13 protein-coding genes are annotated in these 13,568 nt (G+C 56.7%); 8 read left to right on the top strand and 5 right to left on the bottom strand.

The features are described from left to right. The first annotated feature begins 11 nt into the window (after nt 1-11). Nucleotides 12-788: a VC0807 family protein gene (locus tag ABIQ96_RS13335; RefSeq protein WP_348215096.1), complete on the top strand. Its 777-nt coding sequence runs from the start codon at nt 12-14 to the stop codon at nt 786-788. Between the two features lie 57 nt (nt 789-845). Here ABIQ96_RS13335 and ABIQ96_RS13330 read toward each other — a convergent pair whose 3' ends face one another. Further along, nucleotides 846-1,130 (bottom strand): 4a-hydroxytetrahydrobiopterin dehydratase, encoded by a 285-nt coding sequence (locus ABIQ96_RS13330; RefSeq protein WP_348215095.1) that lies wholly within the window; start codon nt 1,128-1,130, stop codon nt 846-848. A gap of 133 nt (nt 1,131-1,263) precedes the next feature. Between ABIQ96_RS13330 and ABIQ96_RS13325 the strand changes: the two genes are divergently transcribed. Then, nucleotides 1,264-1,713: a hypothetical protein gene (locus ABIQ96_RS13325; protein ID WP_348215094.1), complete on the top strand. Its 450-nt coding sequence runs from the start codon at nt 1,264-1,266 to the stop codon at nt 1,711-1,713. 67 nt (nt 1,714-1,780) lie between these two features. Further along, a complete protein-coding gene (locus ABIQ96_RS13320) occupies nt 1,781-2,461 on the top strand; it encodes a L,D-transpeptidase (RefSeq protein ID WP_348215093.1) in 681 nt (226 codons plus the stop codon). Between the two features lie 64 nt (nt 2,462-2,525). On the opposite strand, the gene ABIQ96_RS13315 is transcribed toward ABIQ96_RS13320, so the two are convergent. Both ABIQ96_RS13315 and ABIQ96_RS13310 read right to left on the bottom strand, forming a co-directional pair. Further along, the gene (locus ABIQ96_RS13315) at nt 2,526-3,149 is read right to left on the bottom strand and encodes a LysE family translocator (RefSeq protein ID WP_348215092.1); all 624 of its coding nucleotides are present in this window, start codon (nt 3,147-3,149) and stop codon (nt 2,526-2,528) included. Further along, nucleotides 3,146-3,526: a hypothetical protein gene (locus ABIQ96_RS13310; RefSeq protein WP_348215091.1), complete on the bottom strand. Its 381-nt coding sequence runs from the start codon at nt 3,524-3,526 to the stop codon at nt 3,146-3,148. The genes ABIQ96_RS13315 and ABIQ96_RS13310 overlap by 4 nt, the downstream gene beginning before the upstream one ends. Nucleotides 3,527-3,732: 206 nt before the next feature. Between ABIQ96_RS13310 and ABIQ96_RS13305 the strand changes: the two genes are divergently transcribed. From ABIQ96_RS13305 to ABIQ96_RS13295, 3 genes are all read left to right on the top strand, one after another. Further along, nucleotides 3,733-6,507 carry a bifunctional aconitate hydratase 2/2-methylisocitrate dehydratase gene (locus ABIQ96_RS13305; protein ID WP_348215090.1) on the top strand — a complete coding sequence of 925 codons (2,775 nt, stop codon included), beginning with the start codon at nt 3,733-3,735 and terminating at the stop codon, nt 6,505-6,507. Between the two features lie 297 nt (nt 6,508-6,804). Beyond that, complete coding sequence (locus ABIQ96_RS13300) at nt 6,805-7,044, top strand: hypothetical protein (protein WP_348215089.1); 240 nt, start codon at nt 6,805-6,807, stop codon at nt 7,042-7,044. Continuing rightward, entirely contained in the window at nt 6,992-7,441 is a 450-nt protein-coding gene (locus tag ABIQ96_RS13295; protein WP_348215088.1) for a hypothetical protein, read from the top strand. The genes ABIQ96_RS13300 and ABIQ96_RS13295 overlap by 53 nt, the downstream gene beginning before the upstream one ends. A 232-nt stretch (nt 7,442-7,673) precedes the next feature. On the opposite strand, the gene ABIQ96_RS13290 is transcribed toward ABIQ96_RS13295, so the two are convergent. Further along, nucleotides 7,674-8,420, bottom strand: a complete 747-nt coding sequence (locus ABIQ96_RS13290) for a hypothetical protein (RefSeq protein ID WP_348215087.1) — start codon at nt 8,418-8,420, stop codon at nt 7,674-7,676. Between the two features lie 297 nt (nt 8,421-8,717). Beyond that, complete coding sequence (locus ABIQ96_RS13285; RefSeq protein ID WP_348215086.1) at nt 8,718-9,044, bottom strand: helix-turn-helix transcriptional regulator; 327 nt, start codon at nt 9,042-9,044, stop codon at nt 8,718-8,720. A gap of 881 nt (nt 9,045-9,925) precedes the next feature. Between ABIQ96_RS13285 and acnA the strand changes: the two genes are divergently transcribed. After that, a complete protein-coding gene (gene acnA / locus ABIQ96_RS13280; protein ID WP_348215085.1) occupies nt 9,926-12,694 on the top strand; it encodes an aconitate hydratase AcnA in 2,769 nt (922 codons plus the stop codon). 305 nt (nt 12,695-12,999) lie between these two features. Further along, entirely contained in the window at nt 13,000-13,488 is a 489-nt protein-coding gene (locus tag ABIQ96_RS13275; RefSeq protein ID WP_348215084.1) for a hypothetical protein, read from the top strand. The last annotated feature ends 80 nt before the right edge of the window (nt 13,489-13,568 follow it).

Genomic DNA, 13,568 nt, shown 5'->3' with positions numbered 1-13,568 from the left:
GGCAAACCGCCATGGCTGAATCGAAGACCGACAAGGAACACCCGCTCGCCAACATCCTGATCAACGTGATCATCCCGGTATTGATCCTCAGCTATCTCAGCAAGGATCCGGCGCTTCAGGAAAAGCTCGGAAAGGTCGCCAGGCCGTGGCACATCGGCCCGCTCAAGGCGATGTTCCTCGCGCTCGCCATGCCGCTCGGCTACGGAATCTGGCATTACGTCAAAACCCGCAAGGGCAACTTCTTCTCCGCGCTCGGCTTGATCTCCGTGCTGCTTTCCGGCGGACTAACCGTCTATCTCTGGAACAAGGACGGCACGGTCAAACCGAACGCCGGACTCTTCTTCGGCATCAAGGAAGCGCTGATCCCGCTGGTGTTGGGGGTGGCGATCCTCACCTCGCACCGCACGGCCTCGCCGCTGATCCGCGTTTTCCTCTACAACGATAACATCTTCGACATCCCGAAGATTGAAAACCGCGTGGCTGAGGTTTCCGGGCAGAGTGAATATGACAGGCTTCTGCTAGGTGCCACCCAACTGTTCGCCACTTCGTTCTTCCTCAGCTCGCTGATGAACCTCGGCCTTGCCCAATGGTTTTTCCGCGGCTTCAACGCCACCGCTGTCGACGCGCTGGAGAAATACAACTCGATCATCGCCAGCGTCACCGGCTGGGGACTTCTTGTCATCGGCGTCCCGATGGTCGTCTTCCTGTTTTTCACCCTGCGCAAGCTGCTCAAAGGGCTGGAGACGCTAACAGGATTCAAGGACGACGAGCTGATGCTCCCGCGCTGAACGCAAAAAAGCAGAATTCCCGTGAGGAAATTCTGCTTCGTGAAAACTTCGGTCGGATCAATCCACCAGATTGTCCACGCGCTGCGCGAGCTCGACGTCGAGTTCGGTCACACCGCCGGCATCGTGGGTCGTGAGTTTCAACGTCACCTTCGTGTGCTTGATGGTGATGTCGGGATGATGCTGCGCCTCTTCCGCGATCTCCGCCAGATCGTTGACGAAATCGATCGCGTCCATGAATTCCTCGAACTCAATGGTCCGGGTGATCGCTTTTTTCTCATAGTCCCACTCGGGGCATTTTTTCAATGCGGCGGTGAGATCATCATCTTCAAGAAGTTCGGACATGTTTTAAATCGGGGAAACGTTCGCCGAAAGATTGCGGCGTCGGATTCACGGTTGGCAAGCCCGTTTCCGAGGTTCTTGAAATTCCCCGCGCCGCACGTTGCATCCGCGCCCCGATTCACCTAGCGTTTCAATCATGAAAAAAATCGCGACAGTCCTGATGGTGGCCATCGTTTTCTCCTCCTGCGCTCCCATGACGCCGCAGGCGCGGATTGCGAAAAGCCCGGAAAAATTCGCCACTCTCAGCAAGAAGAACCAGGACCTCGTGCAACAAGGCCTGATCACCCGCGGCATGGCACCGGATGCCGTCGAACTCGCTTGGGGAATCCCCGCCCAGCGGTTCGAGGGATCGAAAAAATCCAAGTCCACCGAACGCTGGGATTATGCGGGGACGCGCCCGGTCTACTTGAGCGGAGGCGCCGGTATTTCCGGATTCGGCTACAACGGTTACGGTCCGTATGGCCGGGGTGGTTATTATTCGGGATATGGCTTCGGTCTGGGGCCCGAGGTCGCGTATGTTCCGTATCGGGTGGCGTCGGTCTGGTTCATCGACCATCGCGTCGATTCGTGGGAGCAGGCGCGGTAACCGATTTGTCATCCGTGGACTTGCATTCTCCGACCCAATCGCAATTCTTACCGCATCTCTTGGCACTATGAATTTCAGATCCCTCCTCACCATCGCGCTCGCCGTTTCCACAGGCGCGCTTTTCACCTCGTGCTCGAACATGTCATCCGGAGGCGGCGGACTCTCGGCCTATCAGGCTTACGACGTTCCGACCAAGCTTCCGAAAAATCCTAACAACGTGCGCGTGAAAGTGTCGCTCAGCAAGCAACGCACCTACGTGATGGAAGGTTCGGAAGTCCTGATGGCCATGCCGGTTTCCGTCGGTGGCCCCGGCACGCCGACTCCCACGGGCAGCTTCACGATTTATAACAAGGAAGCAAAACACCGCGCCAATACCCACGGCTACGCCTACAGCGGCAGTCAGGTGAAACAAACCTTTCTCGCCAAGAAACCGGCCGGTTGGTCGTTCAAAGGAACTCCGATGCCCTACTGGTGCGAGTTCAAGGCGAACTACGGTTTCCACACCGGCTGGCTCAAGCACACTCCCTGCACCCACGGATGCATTCGGATGCATGAAAACCTTTCGCCTAAATTCTTCAACCTCGTCAAGATCGGCACCCCGGTCAGCATCGCCTATTCCCAGCCTGAGGATGCCACCGTCGGAAATATCCCGCTGCCTCCGGATTCCGGCCCGCTCCCCGACTACAATGGCCAGATGTACGTTACAGATGGTTATTTCAGCCAGCACAAGAGCCCGAAATACAACTGATTCCCTGCATTCCGCGAGATTCACTGCTTCTAAAAGCCCTGCCTCACCGCAGGGCTTTTTTCGTTCAGCCAAAGATCAACACGAGGGCCAAGGTGACCAATACCATCGCGAAAATACCATCGATCCAACGCTCCAGTTTCCGATAGCGGACGCTCAGCGGTTTCCACTGCAACAGCCTCGCCCACAAGGCCCATAGAGCGCCCCCCTGCACCACAACGATTCCCCCCAACGCGAACGGCCACCATCCCGGATGACTCCCTCGCAGAAACGGGGCACTCACCGCTGCTAGAAACAGCGCGGCTTTGGGATTCAGCAGATTGCAGGCGAGCCCGCGCATGAATGGTCTGCCGGTGGACGGCGTCACCTCCATTTCCTCGTTCACCGCCGTCGAGCTCCCAAACCAATGCTCTCTGACCATTCGATAGGAAATCCAAAGCAAATAGGCTGCCGCCCCCCAACGCAGGATCTCGGCTAACAACGGATTCCGCTGAAATGCCAGCGCCAGTCCCGCGAAAGCCACTGCCGAATGAAACACCAGCCCCGTCGCGATCCCGAGCGCCATTTCAGCTCCCGCCCGCGCGCCGCTTTTCAGGGCCGTCCGCGTCAGCAATATCATGTCCGGCCCCGGGCTGAACTGCCCCAGCGCCATCACCCCGGCAAACGCAAGAAGATCAACGGCTCCGGTCATCCGCCCTGCTGCGTCTTCACGGCGATCACGTAATCCAACACCGCTTTTTCGTCCGCTTTTTCCAATCCGGCGTGCGCGATCATTTTCGGAACCGCCTCCTGCCACTCGTCCACATCGAGTTTTTCCGGCAGCTTGTAGTTGTGGCACTCACCGCATTTCAGCATGTAAACCTCGTGGCCGCGTTGGATCTGCGAGAGGGTTTTCCCGCTCTTTTTCGCCATTGCCGCGCTCGGATTTGGCACCTCCACAATTCCTCCTTCCGCTGGCTCGCCTCCTGCTGGGATGTCGCCCAACTCCGGAGGGGGGGCCCCTCCGCCGCACGAAACCATCCAGCAAACGCCCAGCACCGTCATCGTTTCAACCCAACCGATTCGCATGCTCCAACGCTAGGCACAGCCATGCCCGCACTCAACCCTCGAAATCAACTTCACCCGCCGGGTGATCGATTTTGACAAATCCCCCCGCAATCACTAACTCTCCGGCCACAAGAATTTTCACGTAGAAGACACCATCCGGTGAGCTCCCGCCTGTCACTCGGCGCCGCGTAATCTCTCCGTGAATTCCCATCGATCGATTTAAGAACATGAACCTATACTTGGACTACTTGGAAGAAATTGAGGAACGCAAAACCGTCGGTCTGCACCCCAAACCCATCGATAGCGGCGAACTAACGGCCGAGATCATCGCTCAAATCAAAGACCCCTCCAACGAGCATCGGAAGGAGTCCCTCAATTTCCTGATCTACAATACCCTTCCCGGCACCACCAGCGCAGCAGGTGAGAAAGCCCGCTTTCTCGAGGAAATCATTCTTGGCAAATCCGCCGTCGAAGAAATCTCCACCCCCTTTGCCTTCGAGTTGCTCTCCCACATGAAGGGCGGAGCATCCATCAACACCCTTCTCAACCTCGCGCTCGGTGAAGATGCTTACATCGCCACACAAGCCGCCGCGGTTCTCAAAACACAGGTCTTCCTCTACGATGCCGATGCCGCGCGCCTCGAAAAAGCCTACAAGGCTGGCAACCCGATCGCCAAAGACATTCTCGAAAGCTATGCCGCCGCCGAGTTCTTCACCAAGCTCCCGGACGTTCCGGAGGAAGTCCAGGTCGTCACCTACATCGCCGCCGAGGGTGACATCTCGACCGACCTCCTATCTCCCGGCAATCAAGCCCACTCCCGCTCCGACCGCGAGCTGCACGGCAAGTGCATGATCAACGCAGAAGCCCAGGCGAAAATCAATGCCCTGCAAAAGCTCCACCCCGACAAGAGCGTCATGCTCATCGCGGAAAAAGGCACCATGGGCGTGGGTTCCTCCCGCATGTCCGGCGTCAACAACGTCGCTCTCTGGACCGGCAAACAGGCCAGCCCTTATGTGCCTTTCGTCAATCTCTTCCCCATCGTCGCAGGCACCAACGGCATTTCCCCCATTTTCCTCACCACCGTCAGCGTCACCGGTGGCATCGGCCTCGACCTCAAAAACTGGGTCAAGAAGACCGACGCCGAAGGCAAAACCGTCCTGAACGAGGCCGGAGATCCCGTCCTGGAGCAAGTTTACTCGGTCGAAACCGGAACCCTCCTCACCATCAACACCAAGGAGAAAAAACTCTACGGCAATGGCAAAGTGCTGGCCGATGTTTCCTCCGCTTTCACCCCGCAGAAACTTGAGTTCATCAAGGCAGCCGGCTCCTACGCCATCGTCTTCGGCAAAAAGCTCCAGACCTTCGCCGCCGAAACTCTGGGAATTGAAACACCCGCCGTCTTTGCTCCCGCCAAGGAAATTTCCCACCCGGGACAGGGCCTCACCGCCGTCGAAAAAATCTTCAACCGCAACGCCGTCGGTTCCACTCCCGGCCTGACCTTGCACGCCGGTTCCGACGTCCGCGTCGAGGTCAACATCGTCGGCTCGCAAGACACCACCGGCCTGATGACCTCGCAGGAGCTGGAGGCCATGGCTGCAACCGTCATCTCGCCCACGGTCGATGCCGCCTACCAATCCGGCTGCCACACCGCTTCCGTTTGGGATAAAAAGGCCCAGGCCAACATTCCCAAGCTGATGTCCTTCATGCAGGGCTTCGGGCTCATCACCGCTCGCGACCCGAAGGACGGCTATCACGCCATGACCGACGTCATCCATAAGGTCCTCAACGACCTCACCGTGGACGACTGGGACATCACCATCGGCGGCGACTCTCACACCCGCATGTCCAAGGGTATCGCCTTCGGCGCGGACTCCGGCACCGTCGCCCTCGCCCTCGCCACCGGCGAAGCGACCATGCCCATCCCCGAGTCCGTCAAAGTCACCTTCAAGGGCACTCTCAAGCCCTACATGGATTTCCGCGACGTCGTCCACGCCACCCAGTCGCAGATGTTGAAAAAATTCGGCGACAACGTCTTCCAAGGCCGCGTCATCGAGGTTCACATCGGCACCCTCCCCGCCGATCAGGCGTTCACCTTCACCGACTGGACCGCCGAGATGAAAGCCAAGGCGTCCATCTGTATTTCACAGCCGGAAACCCTCATCGAATCCCTGGAAACCGCCAAGAGCCGCATCCAGATCATGATCGACAAGGGCATGGACAACGAAACCCATGTCCTCCAGGGCCTCATCGACAAGGCAAACAATCGCATCATCGGAATCCGGTCCGGTGAAAAGCCACCCCTCGCCCCCGATGCCACTGCCAAGTATCGCGCCGAAATGGTTGTCGATCTCGACATCATCGACGAACCGATGATTGCCGACCCCGACGTCAACAACGTGGACGTCTCCAAGCGCTACACCCACGACGTCATTCGCGAACTCTCCTACTACGAAGGCAGTAAATCCGTCGATCTCGGCTTCGTCGGCTCCTGCATGGTTCACAAGGGTGACCTGAAAATCGTCGCCAAAATGCTCAGGAACCTCGAACTTTCCCAAGGCAAAGTCGAGTTCCAAGCTCCACTGGTAGTCGCAGCGCCAACCTATAACATCATCGACGAACTCAAGGCCGAAGGCGACTGGGACATCCTGCAAAAGTATTCCGGTTTCGAGTTCGACGACAACGCCCCCAAAGGCACCGCCCGCACAGAGTATCAAAACATGATGTATCTCGAGCGCCCCGGCTGCAACCTCTGCATGGGCAATCAGGAGAAGGCAGCAAAAGGCGACACAGTCATGGCCACCTCCACCCGCCTCTTCCAAGGCCGCGTTGTCGAAGACTCCGACCGCAAAAAAGGCGAGTCCCTCCTTTCCTCCGCCCCCGTCGTCGTCCTCTCCGCCATCCTCGGTCGCACTCCGAGCCTGAAAGAATACAAGACCGCCGTCGAAGGCATCGACCTCACCACCTTCGCCCCACCGGTGAAGGAAATGGTGGCAGCCTTTTAACGAAACGGACCGCGAGATTCATCTCGCCACCGGAAACGCGGAATCCAGAGCCTGCGCTAGCAGGCAATCCAAATCATGGCGAAGCCCTGACCGGCTGGCCCTTAGGCAATTCATTCCGCTCGAATCAATCCCCACCATGTAGCGTCGGTCTGCGACCTTCGCTAACCGAAAACGGCAGCAGGACCAACGCAACACCTGTCGTTCACCAAACCTCGACAAAGCCAAAGCCGCCCTCCAACCTTGGAGTGCGGCTTTCTCTCTATTGCCATCGTCCCAAAAATCCTCTAATCTCCACCCATGGAAGCCGAAACCATCACACCCGTTAAGGATCGCTCCCATTGGCCCGTTGCCAAATTCACCAGCTTCGATGAATCCCGCGCCTATCGCATCCGCCAATGGCAGGAAGCCGGCTGTGAAGCCCGCATGCAAGGTGCTTGGGAACTCGTCGAAGAATATTGGGTGGGAATGAAAGGAATGCACCCCGATGAACTCCGACTTCAAAGATCTGTTACGCATATTCGAAGCCGAGGGCGTTGAGTATCTCATCGTTGGAGCTTATGCGGTCATGCACTACACGCAGCCCCGCTACACCAAGGATCTCGATATTTGGTTAAAACCATCGCCCGAAAACGCCAAGCGGATCGCGAAAGCATTTCTCATTTTCGGAGTACCCATGGTGGGAGTAATTCAGGCGGACTTTGAGAAAGAAGGTCTCCAATACCTCATCGGAATGCCACCCTCGCAGATCGACTTCCTCACATCCCTCCCCTGCCCCTTCAACTTCGAGGACGCATGGCAGAACCGCGAAAGCAGGACAAGCGGCGGTATCACTCTCCACTTCCTCGGGAAAACCGAATTGATCACCGCCAAGAAAATTGCGAATCGCCCCCAGGATCTCGCCGATCTCGATGAAATCCGACGCGTGGATTCCTAGTCTCATCCGCCTCCAAGCTCAGTTCCAAAAAGCCTACAACGCCAAAAACAAAGATCTCCAAGCGGAAGTCAGAGCCATTGCTTGACGCCATGTAGTCGATTTGCGACCGTCACTAACTGAAAAAGGCAGCAGGACAATCGCCGATCCACCCACGATGCCCGCCTCCGCACCGTAGGGGTCGATCCCAGCTCACAGGAGGCGCGACAACGGCTGGGATGACTGACTGTCCGCGCTAGGCAGCGGAGTTCCTGATTTTTTGAACGATAGCGCTCGCTTTTCGAAGGATTGTTATCTTGCGAGGGCCTTTTTTTCGGCGCCCGCTCGCGGATTTATGGCTATCCCACGCGGGCTTATCATTTTTCCACTTTGCTAATGCGGCTCTCGCATTGGAAAGCCAACCATTCTGGATCTGACCAGCAGCAAATAGAACCCCTGTTTGAGTTTGATAAAGTTTGGCTCTTTTTAAAGGTTGATTCTCAGAGACGATCGCAGCTCTGAGCCCCCCTTCTTTCACCAATTGCTTCCACGGCACACGATACCCCCCAGATGTGAGATGTACACCAGTAATAATTTTATGCGGATCATCCGCCTTCACCACTCGCCCCTTCCTTATATTGGGCTGAAGTCCATAATTCTTGATAATTTTCTCAGCGTTTATCCTTACTGATCTGCTTGCGTTAGGTCCTGAGAACGTGATGTCGTCGGCTAACACCGAGAAGGTCAAACCGTTTACTGATGCTAATGCGGCCAATTCAGCGAACATTTCCATGTAAGCATAATAAGCGAGTATTGGGCTGGTGACTGCTCCCGTTGGTAAATGGGTGCGCCAGAGTTTATCGGCCTGATGATCCCCAATGGTGCAGAATTTACTAAAGATTGTTGCAATGTCCTGTGAGCATTGAAGTCGTTCGCGAAAAAAATCATATACTCGCCGTCCATCGGAAGTGGGATAGAATCGACGGATGTCGAGTTTGATCAACTGGCTATCGCAACGATGCACCTTCGCGTTGGTGATAGCGCTCCTCCCCGGGAATGCAGGAAATCTGGCGGGGTGGTTCTACAAAGCAACGAATGGATTCGACGTTGAATCTGTTTGAGAAGCGGCTTCGGAGTTTCAATATATCGACCAATCTTTTTGTCCCAATAGCACTTGTAATTCGCAGCTCCTCCCTCAGCAAGGCCACTCAGTATGGACTCGCTTTCAAGTTTTAAAAGTTTTGCCAGTTTTCTCCGACTGTGAAGCCTCCAAAAAGGAGAGTTTTCTATCAATCGTGGGTCAGGGCTTGGAAGAATGAGCTTTTTCATGGACAGAAGAGACAGTATCGAGCCAATCAAGAAGTCGAAGGGCCTTGTCACTGATCAAAGCCTTCAGTTTAGCGGACTTATTTTCGCCAGAGGCCTCCGAAATTTCTGCAAACATCGTAATTGATGAAACAGGGATCTCGAAAACGTCTGAGTAGCGTTGAAGCAGATCGAAACTTACCGACTTCGTGCCCTTCTCAATTTCGGAAAGGTGAGACGCACTAATGCCCAACATTTGGGCAGCATCCTTTTGCTTGAGACCATGAAAGCTTCTCAAAAGGCGTAGAGCTTTGTTGATCATTGTATATTAGTTTTTTAGTTCTTAGATATTAGTCTAAGGCGCGGTCAGTCTTTTTCAAAGAACCCGCAAATAAAGTCGATCAGCCACCACAGTGCCTTTAATAAGGCAATTGCGGCACCAAACGTCGATTTGCGAATTGCAATCCACCGGAGGCACTTTTTTAGCCCCGCTATGAATTGCCCTGACCGGTCCCCGCGCTTTGATCCGTGTTCGCTGGATCTCCCCGGATTTCGACCGGAGCCATCTTCTTCGTATTTTGTTTTCATATTTCTTGCTTGAGGCCCCACTGAGGGCCTTCGGCTGGTAAGCAAGAATCCATGAGCAAGCGCGGGTCTGGAGCATTACTGCCCCAGCCTTATCTAATCGCCGCAACCGGCTGGTGCGGCTTGCAGGCGTCGCGTGGCGGGTCCGGCAGGGAGTGACGGATTCCGACATGGCGACCCATTTAGTTTGTTGGATGCGAACATCCCGAGCAGGAAGACCTGCTCTCGTAGTTTCAGCCACATGGGAAGTTACGAACACGGCGGAACAATGCCATGCCGACACCGGGAATCAAGATCTTTCTTCGCTTTAAGCGAATTTAATTTCAATTAGCCTCTATTTGCCACTGAGAAGTATGATTAAGCGGTCCAAAGCAGTGTCGTGGATAATCAGATTGCCACTTAAGGAATGCCTATCAGGAGGCTTTAGATTTTCCCCGGCCGCGAGGCCATTTTTCAAGGAAATGGAAGAGCGGTGATTGGGTGAGGAACCGCTGCTGACGGTCAGCCCGGCCCCACCACCTCCACTCTCAGATCCGGGTGGCCCAACAGTTCGCCACCTGCAAATCGAGGAACATGCTTCTGGAAGATTCATGACTACTGCTGTATGAATAGCCTCCTATGGACACTCTCCGAACCTTCACCACCGGCTCCGGGGCCGAAGGAAAATTCCACTCGCTGCCCGCCCTCGCCGAACAAGGTTTCCCGAATCTCTCCAAATTGCCGGTTTCCATCCGGATCGTTCTCGAATCACTTCTCCGAAACAACGACGGCTTGAAAGTCTCCGAAAAGGACATAACCAACCTCGCCAACTACAACGCCAAGGCACCCGGCGATTATGAAATCCCCTTCGTTGTCGCCCGCATCGTCCTCCAGGATTTCACCGGCGTCCCGCTCCTCGTCGATCTCGCCGCCATGCGCTCCGCCGTCGATGGCATGGGCCTCGATGCGAAAATGATCGAGCCGTTAGTGCCCGTCGATCTGGTCGTGGACCACTCGGTGCAGGTGGACTACGCGGGAACCGCCGCGTCGTTAGAAAAAAACCTAGACCTCGAATTCCATCGCAACCGCGAGCGTTACGAGTTCCTGAAATGGGGAGAACAAGCCTTTGATACCTTCAAGGTCGTTCCTCCCGGCATCGGCATCGTCCATCAGGTGAATCTCGAATACCTCGCCAAGTGCGTGCTTGAGAAAAACGGCGTTTTCTATCCGGACACGCTCGTCGGCACCGATTCCCACACCACCATGATCAACGGCCTCGGTGTCGTCGGCTGGGGCGTGGGCGGCATTGAGGCGGAAGCCGGCATGTTAGGACAGCCTGTTACTTTCCTCGTCCCCGAAGTCGTCGGCGTCTATCTTACCGGCGCCCTCAACACCGGCGTCACAGCCACGGACCTCGTTTTGTTAGTCACCGAAGTGCTCCGCAAAACGAAAGTCGTCGGGAAATTCGTCGAGTTCTACGGCCCCGGCGCGAAAGCCCTCAGCCTCCCCGACCGCGCCACCATCGCCAACATGGCCCCCGAATACGGCGCGACAATGGGTTTCTTCGGCATCGACGAGATCACCACCGGCTACCTCGCCGGCACCGGCCGTTCGCCGGAGCTTTGCGCCACCGTCGAAAACTACTACAAGGCCCAGGGACTCTGGGGCATCCCGACCGACCGCGACGCGCTCGAATTCTCCGAGGTCGTCGATCTCGATCTCTCCACAGTGAAACCCGGTGTCGCTGGACCAAAACGCCCGCAGGACCGCATCGACCTCGACAACCTCAAAATCAAGTGGGGTCAGCTTCTCGCAGCACCGATCGCCGACGGAGGCTTCGCCAAAACCGAATCCAAAACCGCGATCGTCACGGTCAACAGCAAGGACGGCGTCAAGGACACCATCCGCCACGGTTCCGTCCTCATCGCCGCCATCACGAGCTGCACGAATACCTCCAACCCGAGCGTCATGCTCGCCGCCGGCCTGCTCGCGAAAAAGGCCAACGCCCTCGGCCTCAAGATCAACCCGTCCGTGAAAACCTCGCTCGGACCCGGCTCCCGCGTCGTCACCGATTACCTTAACAAAACCGGCCTCCAGGCCGAGCTCGACACTCTCGGTTTTCAAACCGTCGGCTACGGCTGCACCACCTGCATCGGCAACTCCGGTCCGCTCGATCTCGGCATCGAGGACGTAGTGAAAGCCGAAGACATCGTCGCCGCCTCCGTTCTATCGGGCAACAGAAACTTCGAAGCCCGCGTCCATCAGTCGATCAAGGCGAACTTCCTCATGTCGCCTCCGCTGGTCGTCGCCTTCGCCCTCGCCGGCACCGTCGATATCGATCTCACCACCGAGCCACTTGGAAAAACGCCGAAAGGCGAGCCGGTCTATTTGAAGGACATCTGGCCGACCAGCGAGGAGATCACCGACGCGATGAACCTATCGCTCAAGCCCGACGTTTTCCGCCGCCTCTACACCGGCTTCTCCGACCAGAACCCCAAGTGGAACGAGATCAAATCCTCCACCGGCAATGTTTACGAATGGGACCGCAAATCCACCTACATCCAGGAGCCGCCATTCTTCGACGGTTTCACCCCTGCCCCGCGCGACATCGTGGAGATCCACGGCGCACGCCCGCTCGGCATCTTCGGAGACTCCGTCACCACCGACCACATCTCCCCTGCCGGAGCCATTAAGATGGACAGCCCTGCCGGCCGTTTCCTTGTCGAGAAAGGCGTCGGTTTCGCCGATTTCAACTCCTACGGCTCACGCCGCGGCAATGACCGCATCATGACCCGCGGCACCTTCGCCAACGTCCGCATCAAGAACCTGATGGTTCCCGGCATCGAAGGCGGCGTCACCAAATACTACCCGTCCGCCGCTCCGCAAAAAGACCACCTCATGGCCGAAAGCCATGAACTCAAAAACGGTAGCGTTTCCGGCCAATCCGTCACCAACGGAGAAGTCCCAACACTCGCCATTTACGATGCCGCCGCCGTCTATCAGGAGGAATGCATCCCCACCATCATCATCGGCGGCGAGGACTATGGCATGGGCTCCAGCCGCGACTGGGCCGCCAAGGGCACCAACCTGCTAGGCGTCAAGGCCGTCATCACCAAATCCTTCGAGCGCATTCACCGCTCGAACCTAGTCGGCATGGGCGTACTGCCTTGCAACTTCGTCAACAAGGAAGACTACGACAAGATCAAGGGCCTCGCCGATGCCACCTTCGACCTCACCGGCCTCGACAACGACCTCAAGCCCATGCAGATCGCCAACCTCAAGGTCCATCCTGCCGGTGGCGAAAGCTTCGACGTCCCCGTCATCGTCCGTATCGATACCCCGGTGGAAAAAGACTACTATCGCGCCGGCGGCATCCTCCCCTACGTCCTCGCCCAGATCCTGGACTAACCGGAGCGCGGAATTCATTCCGCCACCGGGACCGCGAATCCAGAGTCTGCGTTAGCAGACATTGCCAAAAAATGCGAAGCCTGACCGGCTGGCCCCAAGGCAAATTTATTTCGCCCGAATCATCCCAAGCGGAGCCCGCACCAGCAGGCTCCGCTTTTTTTGTTCACCCCTCATCGGCCCCATCTCGGAATTTCCCACTATCCATCTCGCCCTACCGCTGCTAGTTCCACATCCATGCAACCTTTGAAAAGTCCCGTCTCCAGCAAGCCCATGGAACAAGTCTTCCTCGAAAGTGGATTGGAAGCGTGGCGCTGTTCGGAAACCGGCGGATCCAGTCACACGCCTACCTGCAATGGCTCCAACAACAGCCCGCACGCCTGCCCCATCTGCCGGAACCCGCCGAGCCGGCATCCCTTTCCGCCGATTCCGCGGGCGTTCTCATCTGCCCTGAAACGGGGACCTTCATGAGCCGGTTCAAGGTAGGCCATGGATTTCCGTTTTCGATCGACCGTTCCGTCACCGGCGGCGTCTGGTTCGATGGCGGCGAGTGGGAAGCCCTGCGACAACGGAATTTCCATGACGAGATCCATTTGGTTTTCACCTCCCCCTGGCAGAAGCAGGTGAGAAACGAAAAGGCGCAGGCTACCTACGAGGACACGTTGAATACCTCACTGGGAGCCGATCTGTTGGAACGACTCACTTCTCTGCGAGCCGAACTGATGGATCATCCTCATAGGAATCTCGCCCTCGCCTACCTTACCGAAAAGGCAAACACCTTGGAAAAACCGGAGTGATTCATCCCGCCAACTGGAGCGCGGAATTCATTCCGCCCGAATGATCCCGAGCGGAGCGTGCGCGAAGCAGGTTCCGCTTC

The organism is Luteolibacter sp. (genome assembly GCF_039920825.1).
GTDB lineage: Bacteria > Verrucomicrobiota > Verrucomicrobiia > Verrucomicrobiales > Akkermansiaceae > Luteolibacter.
The sequence above is the reverse complement of the archived record's forward strand: the minus strand, read 5'-3'. Positions and strand labels throughout refer to the sequence as shown.

What these genes read in the sequence shown, in the direction of transcription:
- ABIQ96_RS13335 (WP_348215096.1), top strand. Translation starts at nt 12, where the DNA reads ATGGCTGAATCGAAGACCGACAAGGAACACCCGCTCGCCAACATCCTG.
- ABIQ96_RS13330 (WP_348215095.1), bottom strand. Translation starts at nt 1,130, where the DNA reads ATGTCCGAACTTCTTGAAGATGATGATCTCACCGCCGCATTGAAAAAA.
- ABIQ96_RS13325 (WP_348215094.1), top strand. Translation starts at nt 1,264, where the DNA reads ATGAAAAAAATCGCGACAGTCCTGATGGTGGCCATCGTTTTCTCCTCC.
- ABIQ96_RS13320 (WP_348215093.1), top strand. Translation starts at nt 1,781, where the DNA reads ATGAATTTCAGATCCCTCCTCACCATCGCGCTCGCCGTTTCCACAGGC.
- ABIQ96_RS13315 (WP_348215092.1), bottom strand. Translation starts at nt 3,149, where the DNA reads ATGACCGGAGCCGTTGATCTTCTTGCGTTTGCCGGGGTGATGGCGCTG.
- ABIQ96_RS13310 (WP_348215091.1), bottom strand. Translation starts at nt 3,526, where the DNA reads ATGCGAATCGGTTGGGTTGAAACGATGACGGTGCTGGGCGTTTGCTGG.
- ABIQ96_RS13305 (WP_348215090.1), top strand. Translation starts at nt 3,733, where the DNA reads ATGAACCTATACTTGGACTACTTGGAAGAAATTGAGGAACGCAAAACC.
- ABIQ96_RS13300 (WP_348215089.1), top strand. Translation starts at nt 6,805, where the DNA reads ATGGAAGCCGAAACCATCACACCCGTTAAGGATCGCTCCCATTGGCCC.
- ABIQ96_RS13295 (WP_348215088.1), top strand. Translation starts at nt 6,992, where the DNA reads ATGAACTCCGACTTCAAAGATCTGTTACGCATATTCGAAGCCGAGGGC.
- ABIQ96_RS13285 (WP_348215086.1), bottom strand. Translation starts at nt 9,044, where the DNA reads ATGATCAACAAAGCTCTACGCCTTTTGAGAAGCTTTCATGGTCTCAAG.
- acnA (WP_348215085.1), top strand. Translation starts at nt 9,926, where the DNA reads ATGGACACTCTCCGAACCTTCACCACCGGCTCCGGGGCCGAAGGAAAA.